Origin of the sequence: Serratia sp. L9 (genome assembly GCF_050632285.1) — a bacterium.
In the GTDB taxonomy this organism is placed as follows: domain Bacteria; phylum Pseudomonadota; class Gammaproteobacteria; order Enterobacterales; family Enterobacteriaceae; genus Chania.
Genome location: NZ_CP192591.1, coordinates 2,289,000 through 2,307,988, shown reverse-complemented (window position 1 = coordinate 2,307,988; position 18,989 = coordinate 2,289,000). Strand labels below are relative to the sequence as shown.

Genomic DNA, 18,989 nt, shown 5'->3' with positions numbered 1-18,989 from the left:
ACCAGCAACCCATGATTGCCCCCCATCCCTTTGGCCATGAAATTACCGCTCAGGCGCTGATAGAAAAATTTGGCGCACTGAAACAGTGGGAAGACCGTTACCGTCAGTTGATCTTGCTGGCAAAGCAGTTGCCACCGCTAGCACAAGAGCTGCGGGAAACAGAGATGGAACTGAGTGGATGTGAAAACCGCGTCTGGCTTGGGCACCAAAGGCTGGCGGACGGGACATTGCACTTCTTTGGTGACAGCGAAGGCCGCATAGTCCGCGGCCTGCTGGCCGTCTTGTTAACCGCGGTGGAAGGTAAAACCCCCCAGCAGGTATTAGCCATCGATCCTCTGGCTTTGTTTGACCAACTGGCGCTACGTGCTCAACTCAGCGCCACCCGTGCCAGCGGCCTGGCTGCACTGGGCGCACGGGTTAACGCTATCGCGGCAGGTTATGCCTGACGTGCCGCTTTTGCCATCATCTTCTTCAGCACATGGGAAACGGCGACAAAGCCAAAAGTGGCTGTGACCATGGCGGCGGCACCAAAACCCGCGCTGCAATCCATCCGCTTTGGCCCTTCAGCGGTGCGACGAGAAGCACAAGCCGAGCCGTCGGGCTGCGGGTAAACCAGCGGTTCGGTAGAGAACACACAGTCGATCCCCAGCTTACCCTTGCTGTTTTTGACAACGTTAAAGTCATTTTTCAATCTTTCACGCAGCTTGGCCGCCAGCGGATCCTGAATGGTCTTCGCCAAATCGGCCACGTCGATCTGCGTCGGATCGATCTGGCCACCGGCTCCGCCGGTCGTTACCACCGGTATTTTGAAACGGCGGCAATAGGCCAACAACGCCGCTTTTGGCCGCACGCTGTCAATAGCATCAATGACATAGCTAAAGTTATGGTCTAACAGTTCCGCGACATTGTCCGGGGTAATAAAATCATCCACGCAGGTCACCCGGCATTCCGGGTTGATCGCCAGAATACGCTCCGCCATCACTTCGGTTTTTGATTGGCCAACGTGCTGGCGCAGGGCATGGATCTGCCGATTGGTGTTGGTGACACACACGTCATCCATATCGATCAGCGTGATTGCACCGATACCGGTTCTGGCCAGCGCTTCAGCCGCCCAGGAACCTACGCCACCAATACCAATCACACAAACGTGCGCCTGGGCAAACAGCGCCAGCGCAGGCTGACCATACAGACGTGCTGTGCCGCCAAAACGCTGTAAATAGGCCTCGGAATAGGCTGTGCTCATCTCGCTTTAATCACCTTAACATTGCAAATAATCAGGGCCGGAAGATCCGGCCCCTTCGGGTCAAACTCTGCGCTATCTCGCCTCAACGGGTGACCAACTGGGAACCGTTCGAGCCAGACATCGGCTGGTAAGCGTTGAACAGCGGCGCGTTATTGGCACCTTTCAACACCCACACCCGGCCATAGTGATTATAGAAGCCCGCCGAATGGCCAGCCTCAGGGCCGATCCCCTGGTACATATCAAAATGCTGGCCTTTAATCGCGCCCCCCACATCCAGAGCGACCATCAGGCGCATTTCATATTTTCCCGTGAATTTACCCTTGTTGTCCAGCAGTGGCACTTCTGCCAGCAGCGTAGTGCCGGCCGGGATCAGGGAGCGATCGGATGCTACAGAGGCTTTGGCAACCAATGGAACCGCACTGGCGCCCTTAACCGGTGCGAACGCTACCGGATGGAAGAAGACAAAAGAGGGATTCTGCTCCAGCAGTTCACGCACTTCGGCTTCACTGTGAGTTTCCGCCCACTGGCGAATCGCCTGCATCGACATATCAGCCTTGGCGACTTCACCGCGATCGATCAGCACCTTGCCGATACTGCGGTAGGCATGGCCGTTCTTACCGCTGTAACCAAAGAATACCAGCGGTTGGCCGTTACCGAAATCAACATAACCGCTGCCCTGGACTTCCATCATAAAGTTGTCCATCAGCGAGTTGGTATAAGCGATGATATAGCGGCTGTCCAGCGCCCCGGAGTAGATACCCGCGCGATCCGGCAGGCGGCGTTTGCCTTTGGCTGGCATGCTGTACAGTGGGTAGCGGAATTCGCCCTGTGGGATATAACGCGCTTGCAGTACCGGGGTGTAATAACCGGTGAATTGCACGTTGCCGTAGCTGTCTACCCCTTCCATTTGGTAGGCACTAAGGCCGAGCTGGCTCAATTGACGGGTATCAGCCCCCGCAGCCACCCACCCTTGCACCGCCTGATAGGTGGTATTATTACGGTTGAAGAGTGATGGAGAAGCTGATTGGATCTCCCGCAGTTGGTTGGAGTAATCCTGGCCGTTGACCGGCGTTCCCCGGGCGTTGGGCTGATTCACCAACTCCAGAGACTGATCCAGATGGCCATCCTTATACTGTTGCCCCCGGTCAGTCGGCTTAGACGAACAACCAGCCAGAACTGCAATCACTAACCCACCGAGCAGGTATTTACCCCAACTTCCTTTCATCGCGCACTCTCTTCGGCTGATATGTTGAACCTACGTTGAACCGCAGAAACGATAACAAACCCCTTTGGATAAAGGAATCGCTGCTGCCAAAAATTCCCGGCCAGATAATCATGATGAAAAAAAGCAATTTGGGGACTAATTCAGCATAAAACCGAAATTAGGTGAATTATCTGCAAAAAGGGTTGCAACAAAGTGAGCGGAGAGTATAGTGCGCTTCCATCGGACGCGGGGTGGAGCAGCCTGGTAGCTCGTCGGGCTCATAACCCGAAGGTCGTCGGTTCAAATCCGGCCTCCGCAACCAACCGATACTGTTGCGACAGTATCAGATAAAAGGTTGGATTCGATGAAAAAATAGGTATTATACGGACGCGGGGTGGAGCAGCCTGGTAGCTCGTCGGGCTCATAACCCGAAGGTCGTCGGTTCAAATCCGGCCCCCGCAACCAACTTATACTGTTTAATCAGTATGTTATGAACAGTTGGTTCCATAATATCAGCATCAAGACGGACGCGGGGTGGAGCAGCCTGGTAGCTCGTCGGGCTCATAACCCGAAGGTCGTCGGTTCAAATCCGGCCTCCGCAACCAATCTTGATAGCCTCAAACAAGCACCTTGACGGGTGTTTTTTTGTATCTGAAATCCGCCGAATTTCTTCGTTCACGCACGCTGCCCTTCCCTGGGCCTGCGATATGTTATCGGCGTGCCAGCGCCCCTCCATTGGCAAAATAGGCTTTGATCCCCGCCAGAATAGATTGTGCTATCTGCTGTTGAAAATGGCTGGTACGCAGTTTGCGTTCTTCTTCCAAGTTACTGATAAACGCCGTCTCAACCAGGATTGATGGGATGTCTGGTGCCTTTAATACCGCAAAACCGGCCTGATCCACCTTATTCTTGTGCAAACGGTTAATTTTACCCATTCGGTTAAGCACTTCCTTACCGAATTTCAGGCTGTCATTCACGGTGGCGGTCTGCAGCAGATCAAACATGGTGTGGTCCAGATAGCGATCGCCACTTTTACTCACCCCGCCAATTTCATCGGAGGCGTTTTGCGTCTGAGCCAGAAACTTGGCGGCGTTACTGGTGGCCCCTTTGGTGGACAGAGCAAACACCGAGGAGCCCCGCGCCGCACGACTGGTAAAGGCATCGGCATGGATAGAGACAAACAGATCGGCCCGTTGCTTACGCGCTTTGGCAACGCGCACCTTAAGTGGAATAAACACATCTTCATTGCGCGTCATAAACACTTTCATGTTCGGCTCACGCTTGATAAGCGCACTGAGCCGGCGGGCAATCTGCAATACGATATCTTTTTCACGCGTTTTATTTTTGCCGATGGCGCCGGGATCTTCACCGCCATGCCCAGGATCGAGCATGATCACAATAGGCCGGTCACGCCCCGCCTTTCCGGGCTGTGGCGCTTCTGCCGGTAACGATCGCTCCAGATCACCTTTATTGTAATCTTCCAGCAATGCCAGTAGCGGATCATACTCTTCACCGGTGCCCCCTTTGGTTGGATAGAGATCCATCACCAGGCGGTTGCGGTATTCAGAAACGGGTGAAAGAGTAAACATATGCGGACTGACGCTTTGCTTAAGTTCCAGCACCAATCTGACGGTATTTTTATCGAACTGGCCAACCCGCGCCTGTTTCAGATAAGGGTCTTCATTGCGGACTTGCCCGGCAATGCCCTTAAGTACGCTGTTGAGTTGAACGCCTTCCACATCCACCACAATGCGATCGGGATTTGTCAGGGCAAACTGTTTGTATTTCAGTGGAACATTAGATTCCAGCGTCACTCGGGTGTAAGTCGAGGAAGGCCAGACACGTACGGCAATCACATGAGAAGCAGCGGCGAAACCAATTCGGCTCACACTCAGCAACCAGGTTGCAGCTACCCCCTGCAACAAACGACGGCGGCCCGGATTGTGGTTAGAGTTAGGCATGCGGCTCCGGCATTGGAAATGATTAAAAAAACTGCAAGAAAATAACATATCCAACGTCATTGGAGTGGCAGGTAGGCGGCAACTGCGCACATCCCGGTGAGCTCACTCAAGTAAGTCATGCGGATGGGCAAGGGCAGCCTGCAACCCTGCGGCTTCAAGTAACAAGGATAGAATGGCGAAAACTTTAACTAATCCTTCTGGCGCTGTCATCCGAAAATCTTTTAATGGTTTTTCAATTTATTAATCAGTTTGCGTACTTAGCAGAAAAACTTAGGCAATTTCCCACTTGCCATCAGGGCAATAAAAGAATAAAAATACAAAAATACCGTATAAATATGCAAAGAGGTCTTGCCGTGAAGGAACGTAGTACAGAGCTGGTTCAAGGATTCCGTCACTCAGTTCCCTATATCAATGCGCACCGTGGCAAGACGTTTGTCGTCATGCTGGGCGGCGAAGCCATCGAACATGAGAACTTCTCCAGTATCGTCAACGATATCGGGCTGTTGCACAGTCTTGGGATCCGTTTGGTAGTGGTATATGGCGCGCGCCCGCAGATTGACAGCAATCTGGCGCTGCATAACTACGAACCCATTTACCATAAGCATACCCGCGTCACCGATGCCCATACGCTGGAACTGGTCAAGCAGGCGGCGGGTTTGCTGCAGCTGGACATCACCGCACGGCTCTCGATGAGCCTGAATAACACCCCGCTGCAAGGGGCGCATATCAACGTGGTGAGCGGTAACTTTATTATTGCTCAACCGTTGGGGGTGGATGATGGCGTAGATTATTGCCACAGCGGCCGTATCCGCCGTATCGACGAAGAAGCGATTCATCGCCAGCTAGACAGCAACGCCATCGTGCTGATTGGCCCGGTGGCGGTGTCGGTGACCGGCGAAAGTTTTAACCTGACCTCGGAAGAGGTGGCCACGCAGTTGGCGATCAAACTGAAAGCAGAGAAAATGATCGGCTTTTGCTCATCGCAAGGCGTGACCAATGAGGAAGGCAATATTCTGTCCGAACTGTTCCCCAACGATGCACAACAGCGTATTGAGCGGTTGGAAGAGTCAGGTGATTATCATTCTGGAACGGTGCGTTTCCTGCGCGGTGCGGTAAAGGCCTGCCGCAGCGGCGTGCGCCGCAGCCACCTGATCAGCTATCTGGAAGATGGCGCGTTAGTGCAGGAATTGTTCTCACGCGACGGTATCGGCACCCAGATCGTAATGGAGAGTGCCGAACAGGTGCGCCGCGCCACCATCAACGATATCGGCGGGATATTGGAACTGATCCGCCCGCTGGAACAGCAAGGGATCCTGGTTCGCCGCTCGCGGGAACAGCTGGAAATGGAAATTGACAAGTTCACCATTATTGAGCGCGATAACCTGACCATTGCCTGTGCGGCCCTCTATCCTTTCCCGGAAGACAAGATTGGCGAGATGGCCTGCGTGGCCGTACACCCGGATTACCGCAGTTCGTCACGAGGGGAAATGCTGTTACACCGGGTAGAAAGCCAGGCACGCCAGATGGGGCTGCAGAAGCTGTTTGTGCTGACTACTCGCAGCATCCACTGGTTCCAGGAACGGGGCTTCACCCCGGCAGAAGTCGACGTTCTGCCAATGCAAAAGCAGGAGCTGTACAACTACCAACGCCGCTCGAAAATCCTGCTGGCCGATCTTTGATCCTAGCCTCATTGGGATAGGTGGCCATACTGGCATAACACTACATTTACCAATATAACGGCACGTCATCGTGCCGTTATTTAGATGAGAATTGCCTCACACCAGCACATGCAACAACTCTGCGCGGGTCCCTGATAAACCCCTGTGGTCAGTCGGTTCTTTTGCGCCGGAGTTTAGCCTAGAATAGAGCGCTTGCTTACGTGTTGATAGAAAAGGAAAGCTATCATGCCCGATCGTTCCTTGATCTTTTTTTATGCTTTTATGTTCTGCGCGATTATTTATATCATTATAAAAATCACCCGTGACACCCACCGTCTCTATTCCCTGGCGTATTTATTATGCCTATTGGCAAGTATAGCGTTTGTCTCGCACTTCTATCCCAACAGGTCAGGCCTTTGGGCGCTAGGGTTGTCTTTTGTTATTTGCTTTGCAGGCCACGTTATTTTCTTCCTGGTACAATTACGTCTGAGAGTAAAGCGATTCAAAAACCAATTAAGCACGATGAAAACGGCTGGCGCATCTTGCCTGGAAAGCTTATTCCTCGCTGAACCAGAGGGCAGATGGTATAGCCTGTATTGGCATGTTGCTTATTTTCCGGAACAGAACACGCTAGAAATTGCGTCAAATATTTTTCACAACAAATTTGAGCTGAATAAGAAATTCTATTGCAAGACATTGACGGGAAAAACTGTATATATAACTCCGGAATCGCTATTAAGTACGTTTACTCTTGAGCAGAGTTTCATCTGCCCATTAAAAATGTTTACGCAACACAGCGAACAAGCTCGCGCCCTGGTGGCAAATTATGCCGAGGGGATCAAAAATGGCTCGCCTGAGCCATGGAAGCTATATAAACAAGAGGGGTGATGGTGGCGCTGACCAGCGCCCACCAAGGGTTACCTACTCGCCTGCAAACGTTCTGCCAATCCACTGCGGCGCTGGGTCGGGGTACGAATGGCGCTCAGCAAAACCTTATCCACAGCGTAAAGCGAAAGCCGCTTACGGGCACGGGTAATGGCGGTATAAACCAGCTCACGGGTCAGCACCGGCAGGAAATGATTCGGCAACACCAGCGCGGTATGATCAAACTCTGACCCCTGGGATTTATGCACCGTCATCGCATAGGCGGTTTCATGCGCGGGTAAGCGGCTCGGTTGCACCGATTTAATACTGCCGTCCGGTAATTGGAAATGCACACGCAAGCCGCCCTCTTCCCCCGGTAAGGCAATACCAATATCTCCGTTAAACAGCCCCAATGCGCTATCGTTGCGGCCAATCATCACCGGCCGGCCTAGATACCAACGCCCGGCCGGGCCGGGATCACGGCGGATCAAGCCAGCACGCTGCAACCCACTTTCTATGCGTTCATTCAACCCGGCGACACCAAATGGCCCCTCACGCAGGGCACACAGCAGTTGGAAACGGCCAAATGCCGCCAATATTGTGGCGGCCTCAGCCCCTTCGGCTACCTGCCTCAAATAATCTCGATACCCCTCAACACAGGCGTCCAACAGCCGCTGGTAATCCTCGGTTTCAATCAGTGGATAACCCGCCACGTCGGCATAGCTGCCGCTCAGTGCCGACATGGCAGCTTTACCGTCACCGGCATTGACCGCCAATGCCAGTTGGCCAATGCCGGATTTGGCATCAAACCGGTAACTCTTGCGCAAAAGGCACAGACTGTCACGCACCGCCGCTTCGGCTTGGGCTGGCTGCCCTTGCAATGAGCAACCGGTCAAACGCGTCAGTTGCGCCGCGCGAGCATCGCTGTATCCTTGTTCAGCAAACCGGCAGATATCCCCCAACACGGCCCCCGCTTCCACCGAGGCCAGTTGATCGCGATCCCCCAGGAAAATGACCCGCGCCTTGGGCGGCAAAGCGGCAATCAGCCGGGCCATCATCGGTAAGTCCACCATTGAGGCTTCATCCACCACCAGCACATCCAGATGCAGCGGATTCCCACGGTGGTAACGCATACGTTGGCTGTTTGGCTGCGCCCCAAGCAAACGGTGTAATGTCGCCGCCTCTGTGGGGAATAGCGCCCGTTGCTCGGGGGTTAAATCCAACTGCCGGCTGGCGCTGCCGAGCGATTCGGTCAGGCGGGCTGCCGCTTTACCGGTGGGGGCCGCAAGCTGGATGCGCAGACGCCCCCCGTCTTGCAGTTGCACCAATGCCGCCAGCAGTTTGGCGACGGTGGTCGTTTTGCCAGTACCGGGGCCGCCGGAAATTATCGCTATACGGCGGGTAGCCGCTACCGCTGCGGCAATTTTTTGCCAGTCCGGCTCATCGGTGGCTTCACCAAACAACCGATCGAGAATAGCGCGCAACTGGGTTTCTGCTGTAGCTTGCACCGTGCCGTCACTGCTGATAAAGGCAGCAACCTCACCTTCGCTTTGCCACATGCGCTGCAAATACAGCCGGTGCTGTTGTAACACCATCGGTGTGGCGGTACTGCCATCACTTACCGCCGGGGTTGCCGACAATCGCTGTTGCCAAGCGGCAATATCCAATTGCCCACAGGCCTGCCAGGCGGCCAATGCCAGTTCTGGCTGGCGGCCATCAAACAGCTTTTGCGGTGTCAGTTGGTCAAGCAGCAGGCAGACGTGGCCCGCTCCCGCCTCCGCACTCAGACAGGCAGCGGCCAACAGGATATCCGGCTGGTCCGGATTGGCCACCACCTGGGCAAATTGCACGTCCAGTGGGCGCAGTACACCCAGCGCCAGCGCCTGGTTCAGGATCTCAATCATGGTTCCTCCGCCAAGCCAGCCGTTTCACCATTGAACAGGCGATCCATGCCGTTTACCAGTGCAAACTCCGGGCGACAGGCAAAAACACCGTTACCCGCCTGCTCGGCATCCACCCCACGTAAAAACAGATAAATCACTCCGCCAAAATGGCGATCATAGTCATAATCTGCCAGACGGTGCCCCAAATAACGGTGCAGCGCCAGGGTATAGAGTTGATATTGCAGATCGTATCGGTGTTCCGCCATAGCCTGCTCCATGGCGGATTGCGTATAGGCACTGCTGTCTTCACCCAGCCAGTTGGATTTGTAATCCAGCAGGTAGTATTTACCCTGCCAGCAGAATACCAGATCGATAAACCCTTTCAGCATCCCCTGCACCTGCTGGAAGTTCAGCTCCGGGCAGCGCGCAGACAGCGGATCGTAGCGCTTTACCAACGCATCCAACTCCCGCGCCTGCAACAACCCATTGATAGGCAGATAGAACTGCAGCTCCGCCTGCCGGACCTGCGCCGACAAGGCCGAAAGTGCCACGCCGCTATCACCAAGCGGTGTATTCAGCAGCACTTGCATCCAGCGATGCAAGACCGGCAGCCAATGCTCCTCCAACCCTTGCTTTTGTAGCTGTCCCAACAGCCATTGTTCATCCAGCGGTTGGGTAAAATCCAGTTCTTCAAACAGGCTGTGCAGGAAAGTCCCCGGTGCCGCTCCACGTGGGAAAGTATGCGGGGTCAAAGCCGGCAGGTTATCCACTGCCTGCTCGCCAACCGCATCGACATCCAGGCGCGGTAACAGCTCTTGATTTCCCGAACCGTGCTGCTGTAACCCGGTATAACTGGTGACACGCCAGAAATCCTGCATCCTACGCTCGAAATGCCTGGCTGCCAGTTCGGCAGTGACTGCCTGCTGTGGTTGCCAGAGCAGCTCACCCGGCGTATCCACCAGCGACAAGGCGATGCCCTGGCTCGCCAACTGCTGCAAACTCTGCTTAAGGAATACCGCGTCGCCTGCCTGCCCGGCCTGCACCAGGTATCCCAATGCGCTGCGGTGTAAATCCGTATCCCCCTGCTTTTTGCGCGTTCCCAGAAACAGCGGCGCGATACCGATACTGCAGTGATACACCGAGCGGGTCAGGGCCACATACAGCAGACGCAGGTCTTCTGCCAGCCGTTCCTCTTCCGCCCAGGCCATGCTTTCTTCGTTGGCATTGAGATCCAGCAGGGCCTTAAAGGTTTGACGATCGTGATACAGCACCTGTTGCTGCTGGCGGAAGTTACCGACAAACGGCAGCCATACCAGATCAAACTCCAACCCTTTCGATTTATGGATGGTAATGACCCGCACCAGATGACGATCGCTCTCCAGGCGTAGCTGTTGGTTATCCGATTGACGATTTGGCTGGGCGATCTGTTGCGCCAACCAACGCACCAGCGCGTGCTCGCCTTCCAGCTGCGCCGTGGCTTCCTGCAATAGCTCTCCCAAATGCATCACATCGGTCAAGCGGCGCTCGCCCCTGGGCTGGCCAACAGATTCTCTGCCAGATGCCGCCTGGTCATCACTTCCCGCAACATTGGCAACACGCCGCGTTGCAGCCAGCGGGTGCGGTATTTATCGAACTCGTTGACCAACTCATCCCAAGCGCGCTCATCGCGGTTCAACTCATCCAAAGTTAAAGCATCCAGCCCTAGCAACCCGGTAGCCATGGCGCTGCGCAGGGTACGCTCCTGTTCGGGAGCCAGCACCGCTTGCAACAGCCACAGCAAATCTTTGGCTTCGGGCGTATCAAATACGCTGTCACGGTTGGAAAGATAAACGGAAGGAATAGCCAGCGCGCCAAGCGCATCACGCACCAGACCGGCCTCGGTGCGGCTGCGCACCAGAATTGTAATATCTGATGCCTGAACCGGGCGACGTTGATCACCCTTTACCAGCCACGCCTCACCGCTCTGCCCGGCGCTGAGCCAGTCACGTATTTGAGCCGCGCACAGGCGTGCCATTAATTGTTGGTAATCACTTACTCCTACCCCTTCCCCTTGCTGCAACCAGAATTGCATGGCCGGTTGAGGCTTATTTTGCAGTTCAAAGGCCAATCCCTGGTTTTTTGGCGCGGCTGCGACGTCGATAAACGGGATTTGACCGAACAAGAAGGGTTTGTCTACCTGAGCAAACAGCCGATTGACGCTACCGACCATCGCCGGTGATGAGCGCCAATTAGTCTCTAACGTATAGTGGGCGCTTACCTCTGAACGTGCGCGCATATAGGTAAAAATGTCAGCCCCACGGAAAGCGTAAATGGCCTGTTTAGGATCGCCAATCAGCAGCAAGCCGCATTGCGGCTGGCCGACATACAGTTTCTGGAAGATACGGTATTGCTGCGGGTCGGTATCCTGGAATTCATCGATCATCGCCACCGGGTAACGTTGGCGGATCGCCAAGGCCAGTTGCTCCCCCCAGCGCTTTGCAGTGCGGCATCCAGCCTGCTGAGCAAGTCATCAAATCCTAGCTCGGCGCGCTGGCGTTTCTCTTGCTGAATAGAAATGCGTATTTCACTCAACGCGCGCGCCATAATCAGGTCCCGCAGCGTCAGAGGTTCAGCAAACAATGCCTCAATGGCAACAAACAGGCTGTGGCGCGGTGCCTCACCTTTTTTGGTCTTTTCCAGCAACACAGATTGGCGAAATTTTTCCAGTTCTTTGGGTAACTGGTAGTCCTGCGTTTCCTGCCCGGCCCATTCCCCCACCTTGTTCAGCCAGTTGGGCAAATGTTTAGTGCTGTAACTGCGTTTATCGACACCTGACTGGCTGACCAACGCTTCCAGCTCGCCAGCCACCGCCCGCCATTGCACCTTGATGGCATCAATACGCGCGACGATCTGTTCATGGCGCATCAACACCGTTTCGTCATCTTTCGGCGGCTGACGCAAAGCCGGAGCCTCGCCGTGCAGATAGCCGGAAAGATCGCTCAGCAATGCTTCCGGGCCACTCCACTCCTGGCTTACGGCACGGGCGACACCAAGCGGCAATGGGTAACAATGGCGCCGCCAAAAGTCTGCACAGGCCTGGCGGCGTAACGGCAGTTCATCCTGTACCAGGGTTTGTTCAAACAGAATGCCGGACTCGAATGCATTGTGAGTAAGCATTCGCTGACAAAAACCGTGGATGGTATAGATTGCCGCTTCGTCCATCTGGCGCTCTGCGGCCAGTAATTGCGCTGCAGCATCAGGCAAATCGCCAATTTCTGCCATCAGCGCGGCGAACAACGGATCTTTGCTATGCCCACGGACACAGGCAATACGTAAGGCGTGGATGTTACTGCGGATGCGCCCGCGCAGTTCCTCTGTTGCCGCCTCGGTAAAGGTTACGACCAGGATCTCCTCTACCGTCAGCGGCCGCGGAAAAGCGGCTGCCTGGCCTAAACCAAGCAGCAAACGCAGATACAGCGCCCCGATAGTGAAGGTTTTACCTGTCCCTGCCGAGGCTTCAATCAGTCGTTCACCTACCAGCGGCAACCTTAATGGTTCAAGCCGCTGAGGAACAACATCTTTCACGGTGTCGCCACTTTACGTGGCAGCGTTTTCTGCAGGGCAGAGGCATTTGGATAGGTATTCCAACCTTCGCCCGGTGCTGCAAAATCAGCTTTCTGCTGGCTGCTGCCGCTAACCTGCGACAATACCGCCAGCCCCTGCGGCTGGATCACCGCCTGATTGAAGTAATCTGCCAGTTTGGCTGGCGTCAGGGTTTTGACCTGCTCAATCAGTTTTTGACGGGTGTCGAAGGCAAAGTTACCGCGATCAAAATCGCTGCTGAAGCGGCCAGCTTCCTCACCCAAGGTTTGCGGGCGCTGTTTCAGCTCATTGATCATCGCCTGCTTGTACTGCTCAAAATCGGCTTCGGTCATCTCACGCAAACGCTTTTCCGTCTTCGGATAGAAGTCCTGATAGCGCTGATAGAGATAGGCTGGCTGCTTGCTGTTGCTCTGCAACAGGAAACCGATGCCCCATTGGCGGCCTACCGGCATTGCGAAAGCAAATACCGCATAACCGAGCTGCTCTTGTGTACGCAGTTGGCTGTAGAACCAAGGCTGAATGATCTGCCCTAGCAAGGAGCTGTAGGCCATACTGGTGACTTCGTCATAGCCGGTTGGAACATACACCGCCGCTAACGCAGAGTCGGTGCTGCTACCCGGGCGCTGCAGATTAGCCCATTGATTTTTGCTGATCACCACATCTTCACCGTGCCACCACTCAACACCGGTACAGCCCAGGCTATGCTTCAATGAAGATGCCAGCGTATCTACCTGTGGCTTACTCATATTCCCCACCACCAGCAACTCTGGAGTGGCTCCCGCCATCAGGCTGTCGCGATAGGCCAACACGTCTTTCAGCGTCAGGGTTTTCAATACCTCACGGCGTTCGCTACGCTCTGAATAAGGCACACGGGAAAGCATCTGTATCGGCTGGAGCGCCAGCTCAAAAGCTTTGCCCTTCTCGGCAGCGTCCAACTGATCCAGATACCATGATTTAGCCTGCTCCAACTGATCTTGTGTCGGGGTAAAGCTGGAGTAACCTTCAATCAACGTAGTCAGTAGTTGCGGCAACCGTTGGGTAAACCCATTGGCGTTAAACATCAGGCCGTTATTCGCCGACGTGGAGAAACTGATCCCCCCACAGAGGCCTGATAGCTCAACTGATCCAGTGAAATCCCCGCCAGATAATCCATCAACGAGAACAGCACCTGATTACGGGCAGAATCCATGGTTTTGGCGTTACGGAACGCTACGGTCACATCAGCCTTGGGTTCATCGGCAAAATAGCGGCTGGGCATATACAACACCCGCAACCCAGGTTGGTTCACCACCATCTCCGGCTTGGTAAACTCATGCGAAGGCTTGTTCAGGGCAAAGCTATCCGGGATATAAGGGTTCAACCCAGGCAAAGACAGCTGGAGCCCCTTGGCCAACTGCTGCCATTTCTCGAAGCGCTCCGGGGTGATTTTTTCTACCTGATAGGGCGCATCAACAAAGTAAGCCGTTTTATTGTGGGGTTCATTCGGGCTGACAAACCAGACACGGGCATTCTGTGGCGTCATTTGGCCCAGACGTTCCTCAATGGCTTTGGGATCGTAACGATCGGCCAGATAAGGGGCATCCAACGTATGCTCAACCGGCACACGCAGCATGGTATCCACCAGCCACTCGATGTAATCCATATTGCGGGTAATCGACGGATAGCGGAAATCCAGGTTCAGTACGTGGGCTATCTCATCAAAATAGCTTTGTTTAACGCCTTCGCTACGCAGCATTTGCAGATAGTTGAAGACTGCAGCAACCACCTTGTCACGCTCTGCCAGACCCTTATCGGTCAGAGAAACGCTGATAGTGAAAACGCCCCCGTTACGATCCACCATGGGATCGGCACCGGCATTAATCGCATCAGCCAACCCTTGCTTCTGTAACCAGTCTGACAGCGTATTCTTGCTACGATTACCAATCAGATAGCTGATATAGGTATCGGTTTTACTGCGGAACTCGGCGCTGTTGTTATCGATACGGAATTCGATTTTCAACTGCTTACGCGGCTGAGCCGGTACGTAGTGGATGATGATGCCCTGCTGATCGGCGGTGGCCGCCGGCACTGTAATTGGTGGCACCTGTGCATCATGATTCGGTATGCGCCCAAAGGTTTTAGCCGCCAACTCTGCCAGTTCCGCTAATGGTTGGTTGCTGTATATCACGCCCTTCATCAGGTTGGCGGAATAGTAGCGCTGGTAAAATGCGACCAATTCATCATGCAGTTTGCTGCCCGGTTTATCCTTCAGGGTTTCGAGGTTACCGCCGGAAAAGCGTGCGCTGGGGTGAGCCGGGTTCAGCGTTTCTGCCCCAACCTGCGCCATGCGCATACCGTCGCGGGAACGCGCCATCGTCAATTCCGCATTTACCGCGTTACGTTCACGATCGGCATTGCCGGTATCCAGTATCGGCTCGGCAATAGCGTCAGCCATGCGATCAACTGCCGGTTCAAGCGCGTCGTTCTCCACTTCCAGATAGTAAGCGGTGCGATAAGAGGCCGTGCTGGCATTGTGGCTACCGCCATGTTTTTTCAAAAATTCAGAAAGATTCTCGGGCTCTGGATAGCGTTTGGAACCCATCAGCACCATATGCTCAAGGTAATGAGCCAGGCCAAGCTGGCTATTGGGATCTTCCAGTGAGCCTACCGGCAGCGCCAGGGCAGCCAAAGATTTCGGAGCCTGCGGATCAGAAACCAGCAACACTGTCATGTCGTTGGCGAGCTTGATCGCCTGGTATTGGCGCGGATCGTGCTCGCTTTTATTGATCTTTTCCGCCAGAGGTTGCCATTCCTGTGCAGCCCAGCTTAACGGAACCCAAAACATAACCAACAATACTAACCCGGTAATGCGGGCCAACTGTCTGCGCATATCCAAAATGAACCCCTATTCTTTTGCCACCACGCCAAATCCCTGACGTTGATGACCTAATGCAAAACGACACAACTGAAAGCTGATGCCAAATACGGTTTAAATACCAAACACTGCAGTTTCAATACTCAACCTGACCTATGGTTTCAAGCTACTCACCGGACGGCAGCCTGAAAGACGACGGGTATATACCTGTACGTTATGTAAGACCGGATTTCACCCCGTTAGTTGAGTATATACCCTAAATAATTCAAGTTGCAGGAGGGCAGCAACGCACATGCAACTTGACGTATGACGGATATAAACGCGTTTATTTTTATCACCTCCCTCCAGCCAGTACCACCAAGGGATTGTTACCCCAGGTTATTGCGTGCTACTGGTAGCAGGTAACGCTCTGTTTCGTCCAGAATTTGCCCAAGATAAATATTATCCATTTGCCGGAAAACGCGCTGGATGTAAGGGTCTTCACCTTCCCCTGGTATGCGCTGGTCCCCCTGCCAGGTTTGCAACAGCTTGGCACGGGCTTTGGCCTGCACTTCTTCATCCCAGTCAATCTGCTGCGTTTGGGCCTGATAGCACTGGCTCAGCCACGCCCAGCCGCTTTTATTCAGCAGCATTAATGGTTGTGACAACCCGCGCTGGTAACCGGTAACCAGTTCAGCCAACTGCTCATGGGCCTGGGCTGAAGGGAGTGCAGCAAAACGCCAGGCGGAATTCTTGCGGCCAAACATGCGGCTTTCCCCTGTACCACCGGCACAGCAATACACCAGATGCTCCAGCCAGAGCAAAATACCGTCTACCGCGGATAGGGTCGCGGGGCGCCAACGCAGCAGGCCATCCTGCTGAACCTGATGCATCCAACCGGTAATACGCATACCTGCAATATCGATATCCAGTTCCAGACTGCCATTCTCCAGACGCTGTTCACGCACCTGTTCGGCCAATTCCGCCATCTCTTCCTGCTGCGTTTGCCAGTAAATCTCGCCAAAAGCACCGTAAGGTAATCCACCGGCTGCCCGGACCCGTTGATACAACCGGGTGGCATCCTCCCCTTCTATCAAGGTATTCAACAGTTGGCTGTTGAACTGATAACGGCTGAGATTATCCAGCGTGAAGGGCTCTTCTTCCGGCAGGTCGGTTTCTTCCAGAATAAAGTTGACCCCCAGGCGGAGCTGGAAAAAGCCCGGATCGGATGGCGATAGAAACGCAGCAGTTCATCAAGGGATACTTGCGTTTTCTCTTCCATTGCCAGCGGCTGATTGAACGCCGGGTGCGCAGCCCCCGCCCATCTGCAGCCGGTAGCCATTCTGCCGCATAGCTTTGCTCTTCACTGCCCGGCAGGAAATTTTCGGTGGCAAACGGCATGCGGGCATGATGTTTAAGCAGGTGCTCCCCCACTCTGCGCCCACTGCTATCTGCATCAAGTGCCTCATCACCTGGCAGGCAATAACTTTGCTCCAGATACTCAAGCAATTCTGTGACCAGCACCGAAGGATAGCGCTGGCTGTTGTCTTGAATAGAACGGCCGATAAAACTGATATAGAGCCTCTGCTGCGCTGAGAGGAGAGCTTCCAGGAACAGATAGCGGTCATCGTCACGGCGACTGCGATCGCCCCGTTTGATCTGCTGCGCCATCAGATCAAAACCAAGCGGCGGCAAAGTGCGGGGATAAACGCCGTCGTTCATCCCCAGCAGGCAAACCACTTTGAACGGGATGGAGCGCATAGGCATCAGGGTACAGAAGTTGATCTGGCCAGCGAGAAAGCGCTGGCTGATACGTTGCTGATCAAGCCGTGCGGCCAGCTCATCACGCAATAGCGTCAGTGGTACGGTATCAGGATAATGGGCCTCCAGACCAAAGTTGGCGACTTTTTGCCACTGCTCTTCGATCAGCGCCAACGCCTCTTCCGTTTCGCTGTCTGTTTTAAAGAAGGTATTGAGTAATTGACGGCACAGCGGTAGCCACTCGGCCAGCGGCCGTTGTTCACTCAATATCTGCCGCCAGCGGCTGAGCTGGGCCAGCAGATCGGCCAGTTGCCCAGCCAGCTCGGCAACCAGCCCGCTCGATTCATCGTAGGGCAACACCCCTGCCAATCACCGACGTTGCTGTCCATCGCGTACCCCAACAACATGCGCGTGATGCCAAATCGCCAGGTATGCTGGCCGGTGGCTGGCAGGCTCAGCTCGCGCACATTGTCATCATCCAGCCCCCAGCGCACCCCTGCCTCACCGGTCCAGTGACGCAACAGGCTAAGCCCCTGTTCCTGTATAGAGAAACGGGCTGCCAGCGCAGGCACGTCCAACAGCGCCAACACCTGCTCTGAGGTGAAACGGCTTTGTGGCAAATCCAGCAATGAGATAAACGCCTGCAGCGCAGGGTGCGCCTGGCGCGCCTTGCGATCGGAAATGGCAAACGGCAGGTAGCGCCCGGCAGGCGCGTTGCCAAACACCGCTTGTATATAGGGGGTATAACTGTCGATATCTGCCACCATCACAATGATGTCGCGCGCGGTCAGTTGTGGGTCTTCTGCCAGCATCGCCAGCAGTTGATCGTGCAACACTTCGACTTCGCGCTGCGGGCTGTGGCAGGCATGCAGGCTGAGCGAGCGATCCTGCGGATCCAGCAGGCGCTTATTGTCACTGCGCTCCAGGGTTTCCGGCGTGGTGCCGATCACCGCATGGTCTTCCAACTCCAGCATGTCGTGCTGAATGGCATGCAGCAGGCCATCCGCCGGGATATCGACAAAGGCGTCCACTTCCTGCACGCCTTCCATTTGAGAAAGCAGATACAGATGGTCGCGCCCCAGCTTGCCCCATGAGGCCAATAGCGGGTTACTCAGTTGCTGTTCACCTTCGGCATCAAACAGTTGAGCGGCCTGTTCAGGCTGGCGGAATAACCCTTTTTCCTGCGCCTGATGGTAGTGGCGGCGTTTACGGCTCTGCAAACGGGCCAGAAAAGCATAATCCTGAATATCGCCCCAGTAATACCGGCAAGGATTGGTAAACATCAGGTGGATATCGATATGCTTGCCCAAGGCCTGCAGCGCTTCCAGGTAAATGGGGGGCAAGGCGGAAATACCGCAGATAAATACGCGTGGCGGCAAACCGGCCGGGCATTGAGGGGCGGCTTCCAACGTGCTGATAAAACGCCGATATAAGTTGGCACGGTGCCATTCCGGCTGGTTCAGCTCATGGGTGTACTCCACCAGCCGATGCCACAAGGGGGCTTGCCATCGTTGGGCCTCAGCCAATCCTTCTATCCGTTCCCCACGCTGCCAACTTTCCAGCCACAGCGGGCGGTAAACCAGATATTGGTCAAACAGATCGGCAACGCGCCCGGCAAGCTGGTGGATCTTGCGTTTGTCACCATCATCGGTCAGGTAATGCTGCAACGGGGCAAATTCAGGCAGTGTCAGCATCTCTGGCAGCAGCCACATCAACTTCCAGGTCATGGCGTCTTTGCTAAAAGCGCTCTCTTTGGGGATCCCCGGTAAGACCTTGGTAAACATGTCCCAGATAAAGCTGGCGGGCAGCGGGAAAATAATATTCGCGGCAATACCAAACTGTTCGGCCAGTTGCATCTGTAGCCACTGCGCCATGCCGGGGCTTTGTACCAGCACCACTTCCTGTTGGAATGGATCGGCCAAGGGCTCTCTGGCTATCAGCGCGCTGGTCAGCGTTTTCAGCAAGTCCAACTGATTAGAATGATAAACCGTAAACATGGG

7 protein-coding genes, 3 tRNA genes and 3 pseudogenes are annotated in these 18,989 nt (G+C 54.7%); 6 read left to right on the top strand and 7 right to left on the bottom strand.

The features are described from left to right. Positions 1–11: 11 nt before the first annotated feature. Positions 12–446 (top strand): cysteine desulfurase sulfur acceptor subunit CsdE, encoded by a 435-nt coding sequence (gene csdE / locus ACQ86O_RS10965; protein WP_431225706.1) that lies wholly within the window; start codon positions 12–14, stop codon positions 444–446. On the opposite strand, the gene tcdA is transcribed toward csdE, so the two are convergent. Together tcdA and mltA are read right to left on the bottom strand one after the other, a co-directional pair. Then, entirely contained in the window at positions 437–1,243 is an 807-nt protein-coding gene (gene tcdA / locus ACQ86O_RS10960; RefSeq protein ID WP_431225232.1) for a tRNA cyclic N6-threonylcarbamoyladenosine(37) synthase TcdA, read from the bottom strand. The genes csdE and tcdA overlap by 10 nt on opposite strands. An 82-nt stretch (positions 1,244–1,325) precedes the next feature. Further along, positions 1,326–2,468: a murein transglycosylase A gene (mltA, locus tag ACQ86O_RS10955; RefSeq protein ID WP_431225231.1), complete on the bottom strand. Its 1,143-nt coding sequence runs from the start codon at positions 2,466–2,468 to the stop codon at positions 1,326–1,328. 224 nt (positions 2,469–2,692) lie between these two features. Here mltA and ACQ86O_RS10950 point away from each other — a divergent pair. The 3 genes from ACQ86O_RS10950 to ACQ86O_RS10940 all read left to right on the top strand — a co-directional run bounded on the left by ACQ86O_RS10950 (position 2,693) and on the right by ACQ86O_RS10940 (position 3,052). Continuing rightward, positions 2,693–2,769, top strand: a tRNA-Met gene (locus tag ACQ86O_RS10950). Positions 2,770–2,835: 66 nt separating this feature from the next. After that, positions 2,836–2,912, top strand: a tRNA-Met gene (locus tag ACQ86O_RS10945). A gap of 63 nt (positions 2,913–2,975) precedes the next feature. Continuing rightward, a tRNA-Met gene (locus ACQ86O_RS10940) sits at positions 2,976–3,052 on the top strand. A 105-nt stretch (positions 3,053–3,157) separates the two neighbouring features. Here the strand turns inward: ACQ86O_RS10940 and amiC are convergent. After that, entirely contained in the window at positions 3,158–4,408 is a 1,251-nt protein-coding gene (gene amiC, locus ACQ86O_RS10935) for an N-acetylmuramoyl-L-alanine amidase AmiC (protein WP_431225230.1), read from the bottom strand. Between the two features lie 335 nt (positions 4,409–4,743). On the opposite strand from amiC, the gene argA reads away from it, so the two are divergent. Together argA and ACQ86O_RS10925 are read left to right on the top strand one after the other, a co-directional pair. Beyond that, positions 4,744–6,087 (top strand): amino-acid N-acetyltransferase, encoded by a 1,344-nt coding sequence (argA, locus tag ACQ86O_RS10930; RefSeq protein WP_431225229.1) that lies wholly within the window; start codon positions 4,744–4,746, stop codon positions 6,085–6,087. 225 nt (positions 6,088–6,312) lie between these two features. Next, on the top strand, positions 6,313–6,954 hold the full coding sequence (locus ACQ86O_RS10925) for a hypothetical protein (RefSeq protein WP_431225228.1): 642 nt from the start codon (positions 6,313–6,315) through the stop codon (positions 6,952–6,954). 29 nt (positions 6,955–6,983) lie between these two features. On the opposite strand, the gene recD is transcribed toward ACQ86O_RS10925, so the two are convergent. The 4 genes and pseudogenes from recD to recC form a co-directional block, all read right to left on the bottom strand. Continuing rightward, positions 6,984–8,834, bottom strand: coding sequence for an exodeoxyribonuclease V subunit alpha (recD, locus tag ACQ86O_RS10920; RefSeq protein ID WP_431225227.1), 1,851 nt, complete (start codon positions 8,832–8,834; stop codon positions 6,984–6,986). Further along, positions 8,831–12,377 (bottom strand): annotated as a pseudogene (gene recB / locus ACQ86O_RS10915) (exodeoxyribonuclease V subunit beta). The gene recD and the pseudogene recB overlap by 4 nt, the downstream one beginning before the upstream one ends. Further along, positions 12,374–15,264 (bottom strand): annotated as a pseudogene (gene ptrA / locus ACQ86O_RS10910) (pitrilysin). The pseudogenes recB and ptrA overlap by 4 nt, the downstream one beginning before the upstream one ends. Positions 15,265–15,617: 353 nt before the next feature. Beyond that, positions 15,618–18,986 (bottom strand): annotated as a pseudogene (recC, locus tag ACQ86O_RS10905) (exodeoxyribonuclease V subunit gamma). Positions 18,987–18,989 lie beyond the last annotated feature (3 nt).